This is a genomic window from Stenotrophomonas sp. 2YAF22, from assembly GCF_052114665.1.
GTDB lineage: Bacteria > Pseudomonadota > Gammaproteobacteria > Xanthomonadales > Xanthomonadaceae > Stenotrophomonas > Stenotrophomonas indicatrix.
This window is the reverse complement of the sequence record NZ_JBFRFE010000052.1, coordinates 1-11,887: the sequence shown is the minus strand read 5'-3', so window position 1 is coordinate 11,887 and position 11,887 is coordinate 1. Positions and strand designations below refer to the sequence as shown.

The following is an 11,887-nucleotide window of genomic DNA, read 5'->3' as shown; positions in this document are numbered from 1 at the left end:
CGAGGCCCTGCCAGCCCTGCTCGCGGGCCAGCTGCTGCAGCAGTGCGGACAGATCGCGCGCGAAAGCCGCCATGTCGAACAGGCCGCTGCGTTCGCGTGCCTGCGCCAGTTCGGCGCGCACTGCGGCCAAGGCGGCCGGGTCGTTGCCGAGTGCGCTGGCGGTGGCGACGAACGACGCGTCGTCGGCGACGTTCATGTGCTCCAGGCCCAGCTGATGGTTGAGGCTGCCGGCCACGCGCGCGGCGAAGGTGGCGCCGGGGCAGGTCAGCACCGGACAGCCGGCCCACAGGGAATCCGACGCAGTAGTGTGCGCGTTGTACGGGTTCGTATCCAGGAACAGGTCGGCCAGCTGATAGCGGGCCAGATACTGCGGATGCGGCAGCTTGGCCATGAACACCAGGCGCGCCGGATCCAGTCCTGCAGCCTGGGCGGCGGAACGCAGCCGTGCATCGGCCTGGCCGGGGCCGGACAGCAGCCACAGCACGCTGCCAGGTACTGCCTGCAGCACCGCGAACGCGCGGCCCATGCTGCGCGGGTTGAGTTTGTAACTGTTGTTGAAGCAGCAGAACACCGTGCCCTGCGCGGGCAGCCCACACGCCGCACGGTCCGGCGCCGGTTCCAGCACGCGGGTGTTGTCGGAGGGCTGGAACGCGCGCGGCAGGCGCAGCACGCGTTCGCTGTAGTGCGGTTCCAGCGAGGACGGCAGCGTGAAGTCGTCAGCGATCACTGCATCCAGCCACGATGCACCGGAGGTGCCGGGGTAGGCCAGCCAGTTGAGCTGCAGCGGGGCAGGGCGCATCGCCAGTACTTCCGGCGTGCCACCACCACCCCAGCCGCGCAGATCGAACAGCAGGTCGATGCCCTGTGCACGGATGCGCGCGGCCGTATCGGCATGGCGCAATCCGGCCATGTCATGCAACCGGGTGGCGGCCTGCAGGCGTTGGCGGATGCGGCTGCCATCGTCCGCGTTGAGTGCGAACAGATGCAGTTGCAGGGCCGGGTCGCGGCTCATCTGCTCCAGCAGCGCCACCGTCAGCAATCCGGTGGGATGAGCGCCGAAACCGTTGGACAGGAAGCCCACGCGAAGTGGGCCTCGTTCGCGCAGCTTCGCCGGCGGCAGTGGCCGCACCGATGCTGCCACCGCGGCGGCACGTGCACGTGCGCAGGCCAGCTGTTCGGCTGCGCTGGCGTCTTCGCTGAGAAACGCGAAGGGTTCCACCACGCCCTGGCCGGACACCAGTGCACCGCGCACCTGATCGGCCAGCGCATCCACGTCCTGCCAATCGCACAGGCGACGCTGCCAGGCGAGGCGCTGCGCGGCGATATACGGCTCATCGGGCATCAGTGCATGTGCGCGGCGATAGGCCGCTGATGCGCCTTCTGCATCGTTGGCATCTTCCAGCGCGTGCCCCAGCCACAACGCGATGCCCGGGTGCTCCGGTGCCAGCGCCGAGGCCTGGCCCAACAGCTTGGCGGCGTCGGCATGCGCTCCTGCCATCCACGCTACCCGGCCCAGCCGGGCAAGTGCTTCAGGATGATTGGGCCGCAGCTGCAGCGCGCGTCGCGCGGCCTGCTCGCCGGCCGCAATGTCGCCGGCTTCCAGTTCCAGGTCGGCCAGCATCACCCAGGCGACAAAGTCGCCGGGCTGGCGCGTGATCGCCTGCTGCAGTTGCTGCCGCTGCTGCCAGGCCGACATGCTGGTCAACCCGCCGAAAGCTGGGCCAGGGCGTCGACCTGGTGCTCGTGGCTCAGTCGCTGCAGCAGCGGATCCAGGTCGCCGGCCAGTACGTTGGGCAGGTCGTACAGGGTCAGCCCTTCCACGCGGTGGTCGGTGATCCGGCCCTGCGGAAAGTTGTAGGTGCGGATGCGCTGGCTGCGGTCGCCGCTGCCGACCTGCAGGCGCCGTGATTCCGCCTGCGCCGCGTCGTGGCGCTGGCGTTCGGCATCGAGCAGCTGCGCCTTCAGGCGTTTCATCGCCTTGTCGCGGTTGGCGTGCTGGCTGCGCTCGGTCTGGCATTCCACCACCACGCCGCTGGGCACGTGGGTGATGCGGATCGCCGAWTCGGTCTTGTTGACGTGCTGGCCACCGGCGCCGGAGGAGCGGTAGGTATCAACCCTCAGGTCAGCCGGGTTGATGACGATTTCATCGACTTCGTCGGCTTCCGGGATGATCGCCACGGTGGCCGCCGAGGTGTGGATGCGGCCCTGCGATTCGGTGGCCGGCACGCGCTGCACGCGGTGCGTGCCCGATTCGAATTTCAGGCGCGAGAACGCGCCACGGCCGACCACGCGTGCCACCACTTCCTTGTAGCCGCCATGTTCGCCGGGGTTGTCCGATTCGATCTCGACCTTCCAGCCCTGTCGCTCGGCGTAACGGGCGTACATGCGGAACAGGTCGCCAGCGAAGATTGCCGCCTCGTCGCCACCGGTGCCAGCGCGTACTTCCAGGAACAGGTTGCCTTCATCGCGCGGGTCGCGCGGCACCAGCAGCAGTGCCAGCTCCTGCTCCAGTTCCTGCAGGCGGGCCTGTGCGGCAGCGATTTCCTCGTCGGCCAGTTCGCGCAGGTCCGGGTCCGCACGCATGCTCTCGGCCGCGGTCAGGTCGGCCTTGGCGCGTGCTTCATCGGCCAGCGCGGTGGCGATCGGTTCGAGCTGGGAAAACTCGCGCGAAAGATCGCGGAAGCGCGCGTTGTTGGCGACCACCTCCGGTTCGGCGAGCAGACGTTCCAGTTCTTCGCGGCGCTCGGCCAGCGCTTCCAACTTACGGCGCAGGGTCGGCGTCATCGGTTCTCACAGGTGGGTGGCGGTAACCCGGCGTCGCCGGGAACAGGCGCTCGGCGGCGCGGGTCAGGTCGGCATCGCCGCTGAGCGCGGCCGCACGCAGGGCGGCGGTCGGCGGGTGCAGCAGGCGGTTGGTCAATCCGTGGGCAAGCAGTTCCAGCACTTCGTCGGCCGGCTTGCCGTTGGCCAGTTGCTGGCGCGCGCGTTCCAGCAGTTCGGCACGGGTGGCCTCGCCGAAGGCGCGCAGCTGCCGCAGCGGTGCCTGGTGGGCGCTGGCCTGCAGGGTTTCGACGAAGCGCGAAACCTGCAGGTCGATGATCGTTTCCGCTTCGGCGGCCGCCTCGCGGCGGCTGCGGCGGTTGTCTTCCACCGCACGCTCGAGATCGTCCACCGTGTACAGGAACGCATCGTTGAGACTGGCAACGTCGGCTTCGATGTCGCGCGGCACGGCCAGGTCGAACAGCAGCATCGGTTTGTGCCGGCGTGCGCGCAGGGCATTGGCCACCGCGGCACGGTGGATCACCGGTTCACGTGCAGCGGTGGCCGAGAACACCACATCGGCCTCGGCCAGGTGGCGCTCCAGTTCGGTCAGCGGCAGCGCCACACCGCCGTGCCGGCTGGCCAGTTCCTGCGCATGGGCGAGGGTGCGGTTGGCGATCAGCAGCCGCCGCACCTTGCCTTCGCTGAGGTGGCGTGCTGCCAGTTCGATGGTCTCGCCGGCGCCGACCAGCAGCACGGTGGAATCGTCCAGGCGGGCAAATGCGTTCTGTGCCAGGCGTACCGCTGCCGAGGCCACCGATACAGGGTTGGCGCCGACCTGGGTATCGGTACGCGCGCGCTTGGCCACCGAGAACGTCTGCTGGAACAGCCGGTCCAGGCGCTGGCCGAGCAGGCCGTGGTCGCGCGCAGTCGACCAGGCATCCTTCACCTGGCCCAGGATCTGCGGCTCACCGAGCACCATCGAATCCAGCCCCGTCGCCACCCGGAACAGGTGGCGTACGGCATCGGCATCGGCGTGCTGGTACAGATAGCCGTGCAGGTCGCCAGCCTGGGCGCGCAGCCACTGGTCCAGTGCCTGCGCGGACTCGGCCACGGCATACAGCTCGGTGCGGTTGCAGGTGGACAGCAGTACCGCCTCGGCGATCTGCGGGGTATCGCGCAGCGAACCGAGCGCGCGCGGCAACGCGTCACCGGCGAAGGCTGCGCGTTCGCGCAGTTCCACCGGTGCGGTCTGGTGATTCAGTCCGAGCACCCACAGGGTCATTGTTCAGTTGCTTGCGATAAGCTGCTGGCCATTGGACGACATTTTAAGGCCCCGATGCCGACGATGCCCGCATTGATTCGCATCCCCAGTGTTCTGCTGCTGTCTCTGGCCTGTGCCCAGGCCCTGGCGGCGGTGCCCGCCAAGGCGCCTGCACGGCCTGCGGTGACTGAGGAACTGGCGCTGGAACCGGTCCTGGCTGGCGAGTTCGCCCTGCAGGCGGGCAAGCTGGCCGAGGCCGCGCGCTGGTACCTGCAGGCCGCCCAGCAGACCGACGGCGATGCCGGCCTGGCCGAGCGGGCGACCCGCATCGCCATGCTGGCCAACGAGGATGATGCTGCGGCCAAGGGCCTGGCCCTGTGGCAGCAACGTGCGCCGCGCTCATTGGCGATGCGCAGCGCCGCCGGTGCGCTGGCGATGCGCCAGGGCGATGTGAAGGCCGCGCGCAGCGAGCTTCAGGCCTTGTTGCAGGACCCGGGGGATGAGGGCTGGAAGTTCGCCCTGGGCGCCTTGATCGGCGGTGGCCGCGATCCGGCCGTGCCGGCCCAGGTACTGGGCGACCTGGTCGATGCCAACGCCATTCCCCAGAAGATCGAGGCCTGGCAGGAGTTTGGACGCCTGGCGTTGCGCATGGAAAAGCCCGAGCTGGCGCGGCGCATGATCGATGAGGTGGTCAAGCGCTTCCCCGAGGAGCCGCGCGTCGCCTTGCTGCGCGCCAGCCAGCTGCAGCAGGCCGGGCAGACCGACCAGGCACTGTCGCTGCTGCGTGGGGTGGAACCGAAGACCCGTCAGGATCCGGAACTGCGCAATGCGGTGGCCATCGCCTATGACAGCCTTGGCCAGCCGGCAGCGGCCGAGCGCGTGCTGGCGGTCGGTCCGCAGAATGTGCAGACGTGGGGTATGCGCGCGTCGCTGCTGGCCAAGCAGGGCGACAAGGCCGCGCTGTCCAATCTGTACAACGAACTGTCGCGGCAGGCGGCCAAGCCGGACCCGGCGCAGCGCCTGTTGCTGGGCAAGATCGCCGAGTACCTCAAGCGCTACCCGGAGGCGGTCAACTGGTATCACAGCGTGCCCGGCGGCGATGAACTGAATGAAGCGCGCCTGCGCGCGGCCAATGCACAGGGGCTGGCCGGCCGGCAGTCGCTGGCGCTGGATGAAGTGCATGCGATCCAGTCCGATGCCGGGGTGGATGACGATGTGCGGCGCGATGCGTATCTGCTGGAAGCCGAGCTGCGCCAGCGCGCTGACGACCTTCCCGGCGAGATCGATGCACTGGCCCGTGGCCTGGCTGCGTATCCGGACGAGAACGGTCTGTTGTATGCCCGTGCGCTGGCCTGGGAGCGCCGCGATGACATCGCCCGTGCCGAGGCCGACCTGCGCAAGATCCTGGTGACCGAGCCGGAGAACGTGCCGGCACTGAACGCACTGGGCTACACCTTGGCCGACCGGACCGGTCGCTACCAGGAAGCGCTCGAACTGATCGACCGCGCGCGCGTGGCCGAGCCGGACAACGCCGCCATCGTCGACAGCTATGGCTGGGTGCTGTATCGGCTGGGGCGCAACGCCGACGCGCTGGTGCAGCTGCGCCGCGCCTGGACGCTGGCCAAGGACCCGGAAATCGCCGCCCACGTGGGCGAGGTGCTGTGGGTGCTGGGCAAGCACGATGAAGCCCGTCACTTCTTCGAGGAAGCGGCCAGGCTCGACCCTGAAAACCGCGCGCTGCTGCGCGCCCGCGAGAAATTCAATCCATGAGTGTTTCCACGATCCGGCCACTCCTGCTGGTGGCCGTGACCCTGGCCCTGAGTGCCTGTACCACCGTTGGCCGGCAGAAAACACCGGCGCCGGCCGTTGTCACCACCGTTTCCGCCGAAGCGACCGCCGCCGAGGCCGCGCGCGTGGACGCGCTGCGATCGGCGTCGGAGTGGAATTTCCAGGGCCGGGTGGCGGTCAGCAAGGGCAAGGATGGTGGCAGCGGCCGCATCGACTGGAAACAGGAAGGCCAACGCTATGTCGTCGAACTGAGCGCGCCGGTGACCCGCCAGAGCTGGAAGTTGAGCGGTGATAGCCATCATGAAGCCGGCCGTCTGGAAGGACTGGCCGGTGGTCCGCGAGACGGTGAAGACGCGCAGGCCCTGTTGCTGGAAGCCACCGGCTGGGACATCCCGGTCAACCAGCTGCCGGACTGGGTACGCGGCCTGGTCGCCGGCGACAGCGCTGGGCCGGGAAAGATCGAGCGTGATGCTGATGGTCGTCCGCGGCGCATGCAGCAGATGGGGTGGGTGATCCAGTATCTGGACTGGTACCCGGCCGAAGCCGGGCGGCCGGCCCTGCCGCGCAGGGTCGAGGCGGTCAATGGCGACGCCAAGGTGCGCCTGCTGGTCGACCAGTGGGGCCAGGGCGCGCCATGAACGCGCGGGTGGATGACGCGGGCTGGTCCTGGTGGCCGGCCCCGGCCAAGCTGAACCTGTTCCTGCACATCACCGGCCGCCGTGCCGACGGCTACCACGAGCTGCAGACCGTGTTCCGCCTGCTCGACTGGGGCGACCGGATCGGCCTGCGCCTGCGTGAAGACGGCCAGGTGCGGCGGCAGGGCGATGGCCTGGCCGGTGTCGCGGAGGCGGATGATCTGGCGGTTCGCGCAGCGCGGCTGCTCAAAGAGGTGACGAATGTCGAGAAAGGTGTCGACATCATCGTCGAAAAGCACGTTCCGGCGGGCGGCGGTTTCGGCGGCGGTTCGTCCGATGCGGCCACCGTGCTGGTGGTGTTGAACCGCCTCTGGGATGCCGGCCTGGACGAAAATGCGCTGGCGGCGCTGGGGTTGCGCCTCGGCGCCGATGTTCCTGTGTTCGTGCGTGGCCACAACGCCTGGGCAGAAGGGGTGGGTGAGCGGCTACGGCCGATCACCCTGCCGCAGGCCTGGTATGTGGTGGTCGAACCGGGCGTTCATGTGCCCACGCCCCTCCTGTTCGCTGATCCGGATTTGACGCGCGACAGTCCACAGGCGAAAATAGAGGACTTCGCTTCCGGCACGCTGGTCGGGAACGTGTTCGAACCGGTGCTGCGCCGCCGTGAGCCTGCCGTCGAGGCGGTGCTTGCTGCGTTGAGCGACATCGGCACGGCACGACTGACCGGTTCGGGAAGTGGTTGTTTCGTCGAGTTCGATTCGCAGGCTGCCGCCGAGCAGGGACGAGCGAAGTTGTCGAAGGAGTTGCGGGCAAGGGTGGCTGCGGGCGTTGCACGTTCGCCACTGCTGGATGCACTCGAGCAACACTGATTCATCAATGCAGGGGCGTCGCCAAGAGGCCCAAGGCACCAGGTTTTGATCCTGGCATTCGGAGGTTCGAATCCTCCCGCCCCTGCCAATGCGGCTGCGTCCGCGCCTTCCAGCGCATCACCTGCGCGGGACGTGGGAACAGTCGCGGTGTTGTCAGCAGCAGGGGCCGAAGTGGTCCTTGCCGCTACCGGATCCCCGCCACTCGTCCCCGCCCGAGACAATCATGATGCAAGAGTCCCCGAACCTGCTGGTCTTTTCCGGCAACGCCAACAAACGTCTGGCGCAGAACATCTGCAAGGAACTGGGAGTGCGCCCGGGCAAGGCGCTGGTCTCGCACTTCTCCGATGGCGAAGTGCAGGTGGAAATCGAAGAGAACGTCCGCAAGCAGGACGTGTTCGTGATCCAGCCGACCTCGGCGCCGAGCGCCGAAAACCTGATGGAACTGCTGGTGCTGATCGACGCGCTCAAGCGCGCATCGGTGGCCAGCGTGACCGCCGTGGTGCCGTACTTCGGCTACTCGCGCCAGGATCGCCGCATGCGTTCCTCGCGCGTGCCGATCACCGCCAAGCTGGCGGCGAAGATGTTCAGCACCGCCGGCGCTGATCGCGTGCTGACCGTCGACCTGCACGCCGACCAGATCCAGGGCTTCTTCGATATTCCGGTCGACAACGTGTATGCCTCTCCGCTGCTGCTGGCCGACATCTGGCGCGCCTACGGCACCGAGAACCTGATCGTCGTGTCGCCGGACGTGGGCGGCGTGGTCCGCGCCCGTGCGGTGGCCAAGCGCCTGGACGACGCCGACCTGGCGATCATCGACAAGCGCCGTCCGCGCGCCAACGTCTCCACCGTGATGAACATCATCGGTGACGTCGAAGGCAAGACCTGCGTGATGGTCGATGACATCGTCGATACCGCCGGCACCCTGTGCGCCGCTGCCGCTGCCCTGAAGGCGCGCGGTGCGCTCAAGGTCGCCGCCTACTGCACCCACGCGGTGCTGTCGGGCCCGGCGGTGGACAACATCACCAATTCCCAGCTCGATGAGCTGGTGGTGACCGACACCATCCCGCTGAAGGACGCCGCGCGGGTGTGCAGCAAGATCCGCCAGCTGAGCGTGGCGGAAATGCTGGCCGAAACGATGCGCCGCATCGCCTTCGGCGAGTCGGTCAGCTCGCTGTACGTCGATTGATTTTTTCGTCCCAGCCGGCAACGGCAGGGACACACTGGGCACTTCTGGTCGCGGAAGTGCCTTCAACCGCCAAGCCGCAAGGCAAGGCAACAACCGAGTAGTCGAAAATGTCGAAGACCCATGAAATCAAGGTCACCAAGCGTGAACTGCAGCGTAAGGGTGCGAGCCGCCGCCTGCGTACCGCTGGTGTGATCCCGGCAATCGTGTACGGCGGCAACGCCGAACCGGTCGCCATCAGCCTGGACCACAACGAAATCTGGCTGGCCCAGCAGAACGAGTGGTTCTATGCCTCGATCCTGGACCTGAACCTGGACGGCCAGGTGCAGAAGGTGCTGCTGCGTGACATGCAGCGCCATCCGTTCAAGCAGCTGATCATGCACCTGGACTTCCTGCGCGTGAACGAGAACGAGAAGCTGACCGCTTCGGTTCCGCTGCACTTCATCAACGAAGACACCTCGCCGGCTGGCAAGGCTGCCGACGTCGTGGTCACCCACGAACTGAAGGAAGTGGCCATCAGCTGCCTGCCGAAGGACCTGCCGGAGTCGATCGAAGTCGACCTGGGCGAGCTGAAGGCTGGCGACGTGGTGTACCTGTCGGACATCAAGCTGCCGAAGGGCGTGGAAATCCCGGCGTTGGCGCTGGGCAAGGACCACGACGACGCCATCGTCACTGCCAAGCACGGCAAGCAGGACGCTGCCGACGCTGAAGAAGCAGCGGCCGAGTAATACCCCGCGGCGCCTGTCCTTCGGGGCAGGCGCCGTATCTGGATGGAACGATGGCAGGATTGCGACTGATCGTCGGTCTGGGCAACCCCGGATCGGAGCACGCCCGGACCCGGCACAATGCCGGGTTTCATTTCGTTGAGGCCCTGGCTGAAAAGGCCGGTGCGCGATGGAACGTGGACAGCAAGTTGTTTGGCGAGACCGCCAAGGTCGACATTGCCGGACAGACCGTGTGGCTGCTCAAGCCGGCCACCTTCATGAACCTCAGCGGCAAGTCGGTCACCGCCGCGCAGCGGTTCTGGAAGATCGAGCCGGAGGAAACCCTGCTGGCCCACGACGAACTGGATCTGGCGCCCGGCGTGGCGCGCTTGAAGTTTGACGGTGGACACGGTGGCCAGAACGGCCTGCGTGACACCATCCGGTTGCTCGGCCACGGCAAGTTCCATCGCCTGCGCGTGGGCATCGGCCATCCCGGCCACAAGGATCGCGTGGTGGGTTGGGTGCTGGGACGTCCCTCCAAGGACGATGAAGTACTGATCTCGCGCGCCATCGACGATGCGATCGACGTGCTGCCGTTGGCGGTGCAGGGCGATTTCAGCGAAGCGATGAAGCGGCTGCACACCCCGCGCTGATCATGACCGACCCGCGTACTCCCTGCACCGTGTGTGGCGCCATGATCCTGCTGGCGACGGCGGCCCGGAACGATGGGCTCTGCATGCCGTGCGGGAATGGCACGAGGCAAAGCATGGAAATGGCGCGGGAACGAGATCGGGAAATTCGTGAAGAGCGCAAGCGCTTCGAGGAGTCTGCAGAGGGGCGGTATTGGCATTGGTTGATCGAGCAGGTCCACGGTGGCGGGTGTGGATTTGCGGGATTGTCGGTGCACGATCAACGTTACTTTGCGATCAACGCGCTCATCAGTGATGTCTATCGGGGAGGGCTTGACGCCTATTTCCACAATTCTGCTGGCGGCTACATCGCTGAAGCCCTTGCAGGGCTTGAGGAGATAGAGCAGCTTGACGTGCGCGACATCGTGCTGGCGGCCCAGAGGCTGCTGTTTAGCAATGAGGCCATGGAAGATCATCATGCGCAGAGACGCCTGCAGATCTATCGTGCTGACGGATGTCTCGGCGATGAAGTCGAAACAGCACTTGATGCGCTGGATGGGCGATTCTATGCACTAGTTGATGACGGCCAGCTTGAAGAACTGCTGAAAGCGTACGCAGAACGTCACAGGTTGTACGCCGCGTTCTAACGCGGGCCACTGGAAGGACGATTGGGGATTGAGGGCATGCCCACAGGCGAGCCTTGAATCCCGAATCATCCACTTACACTCAAACCCGGATTCAACACATGGGYATCAAATGCGGCATCGTCGGCCTGCCYAACGTCGGCAAGTCGACCCTGTTCAACGCGCTGACCAAGGCGGGCATCGCSGCGGCSAACTTCCCGTTCTGCACCATCGAGCCCAACGTCGGCATCGTGCCGGTGCCGGATCCGCGCCTGAACGAGCTGGCGGCGATCATCAACCCGCAGAAGGTCATCCCGACCGCGGTGGAGTTCGTCGACATCGCCGGCCTGGTGGCCGGTGCGGCCAGTGGCGAAGGCCTGGGCAACAAGTTCCTGGCCCACATCCGCGAAGTGGATGCGATCACCCATGTGGTGCGCTGCTTCGAGAACGCTGACGTCATCCACGTCAACAACAAGGTCGACCCGATCTCGGACATCGACACCATCGATACCGAGCTGGCCCTGGCCGACCTGGACAGCGTCGAGAAGGCACTGAACCGCGCCGAGCGTGCGGCCAAGGGCGGCGACAAGGACGCAGCGGCACGCAAGCCGGTGCTGGCCAAGCTGCAGGCCGCGCTGGCTGACGGCAAGGCCGGCCGTTCGGCGGGCCTGGACGAGGAAGAGAAGGCGCTGGTGCGCGATCTGTTCCTGCTGACCCTGAAGCCGGTGATGTACATCGCCAACGTGCTGGAAGACGGTTTCGAGAACAATCCGCACCTGGACGCCGTGCGAGCCCGTGCCGCCGAAGAAGGCGCGCAGGTGGTGCCGGTGTCGGCGGCGATCGAAGAAGAGCTGTCGCAGCTGGACGACGAAGACCGCGATACCTTCCTGGCCGACCTCGGCCTGAGCGAGCCGGGCCTGAACCGCGTGATCAACGCGGCTTACAGCCTGCTCGGCCTGCAGACCTACTTCACCGCYGGCGTGAAGGAAGTCCGCGCGTGGACSGTGCGCAAGGGCGCCACTGCGCCGCAGGCTGCTGCGGTCATCCACACCGACTTCGAGAAGGGCTTCATCCGCGCCGAAACCATCGCGTATGACGACTTCATCAAGTACAAGGGCGAAGCCGGTGCGAAGGAAGCCGGTCGCCTGCGCCTGGAGGGCAAGGAATACCGCGTGCAGGAAGGTGACATCCTGCATTTCCGCTTCAACGTCTGATCGACGACGCAGCGCAGTGATTGTCCACAGGACCCCGCAATGCGGGGTCTTGTTGTATCGGACGCCTGCCAGAACGGGCACACGACGTGGCATTGCACGTTTCCGCTGCGGAAGCGCCAGCCCACTGCTGCGGGTGGCAGTGGACAGAAATTCACCACGCGTTGAAACGCTTGGCCTGCATGGCTCGCGGCTACTTGTCCACATCAAACCCCCACGGC

General features: G+C 66.7%; 11 protein-coding genes and 1 tRNA gene. 9 read left to right on the top strand and 3 right to left on the bottom strand.

Annotated features, from left to right (window positions below; translation table 11 throughout):
* From AB4Y84_RS03880 to hemA, 3 genes are all read right to left on the bottom strand, one after another.
* Positions 1 to 1,696, bottom strand: a 1,696-nt coding sequence (locus tag AB4Y84_RS03880) for an O-linked N-acetylglucosamine transferase, SPINDLY family protein (protein WP_442249792.1), incomplete at its 3' end; no start/stop codon positions are given.
* A gap of 5 nt (positions 1,697 to 1,701) precedes the next feature.
* Complete coding sequence (gene prfA / locus AB4Y84_RS03875) at positions 1,702 to 2,784, bottom strand: peptide chain release factor 1 (protein WP_442249791.1); 1,083 nt, start codon at positions 2,782 to 2,784, stop codon at positions 1,702 to 1,704.
* Positions 2,762 to 4,045: a glutamyl-tRNA reductase gene (hemA, locus tag AB4Y84_RS03870; protein ID WP_442244797.1), complete on the bottom strand. Its 1,284-nt coding sequence runs from the start codon at positions 4,043 to 4,045 to the stop codon at positions 2,762 to 2,764. The genes prfA and hemA overlap by 23 nt, the downstream gene beginning before the upstream one ends.
* Positions 4,046 to 4,108: 63 nt before the next feature.
* On the opposite strand from hemA, the gene AB4Y84_RS03865 reads away from it, so the two are divergent.
* The 9 genes from AB4Y84_RS03865 to ychF all read left to right on the top strand — a co-directional run bounded on the left by AB4Y84_RS03865 (position 4,109) and on the right by ychF (position 11,669).
* Complete coding sequence (locus AB4Y84_RS03865; protein WP_313249284.1) at positions 4,109 to 5,794, top strand: tetratricopeptide repeat protein; 1,686 nt, start codon at positions 4,109 to 4,111, stop codon at positions 5,792 to 5,794.
* On the top strand, positions 5,791 to 6,450 hold the full coding sequence (lolB, locus tag AB4Y84_RS03860) for a lipoprotein insertase outer membrane protein LolB (RefSeq protein WP_312111817.1): 660 nt from the start codon (positions 5,791 to 5,793) through the stop codon (positions 6,448 to 6,450). The genes AB4Y84_RS03865 and lolB overlap by 4 nt, the downstream gene beginning before the upstream one ends.
* Positions 6,447 to 7,316 carry a 4-(cytidine 5'-diphospho)-2-C-methyl-D-erythritol kinase gene (gene ispE, locus AB4Y84_RS03855; protein WP_312111814.1) on the top strand — a complete coding sequence of 290 codons (870 nt, stop codon included), beginning with the start codon at positions 6,447 to 6,449 and terminating at the stop codon, positions 7,314 to 7,316. Before lolB ends, ispE begins: the two co-directional genes overlap by 4 nt.
* Positions 7,317 to 7,327: 11 nt before the next feature.
* Positions 7,328 to 7,404, top strand: a tRNA-Gln gene (locus AB4Y84_RS03850).
* Positions 7,405 to 7,542: 138 nt separating this feature from the next.
* Entirely contained in the window at positions 7,543 to 8,502 is a 960-nt protein-coding gene (locus AB4Y84_RS03845) for a ribose-phosphate diphosphokinase (RefSeq protein WP_025879147.1), read from the top strand.
* Positions 8,503 to 8,609: 107 nt separating this feature from the next.
* Positions 8,610 to 9,227 (top strand): 50S ribosomal protein L25/general stress protein Ctc, encoded by a 618-nt coding sequence (locus tag AB4Y84_RS03840; RefSeq protein WP_100463166.1) that lies wholly within the window; start codon positions 8,610 to 8,612, stop codon positions 9,225 to 9,227.
* Positions 9,228 to 9,277: 50 nt separating this feature from the next.
* The gene (gene pth, locus AB4Y84_RS03835; RefSeq protein WP_176021684.1) at positions 9,278 to 9,856 is read left to right on the top strand and encodes an aminoacyl-tRNA hydrolase; all 579 of its coding nucleotides are present in this window, start codon (positions 9,278 to 9,280) and stop codon (positions 9,854 to 9,856) included.
* A gap of 41 nt (positions 9,857 to 9,897) precedes the next feature.
* Positions 9,898 to 10,479, top strand: coding sequence for a DMP19 family protein (locus AB4Y84_RS03830; protein ID WP_442244796.1), 582 nt, complete (start codon positions 9,898 to 9,900; stop codon positions 10,477 to 10,479).
* A gap of 98 nt (positions 10,480 to 10,577) precedes the next feature.
* A complete protein-coding gene (ychF, locus tag AB4Y84_RS03825; RefSeq protein ID WP_089238969.1) occupies positions 10,578 to 11,669 on the top strand; it encodes a redox-regulated ATPase YchF in 1,092 nt (363 codons plus the stop codon).
* The last annotated feature ends 218 nt before the right edge of the window (positions 11,670 to 11,887 follow it).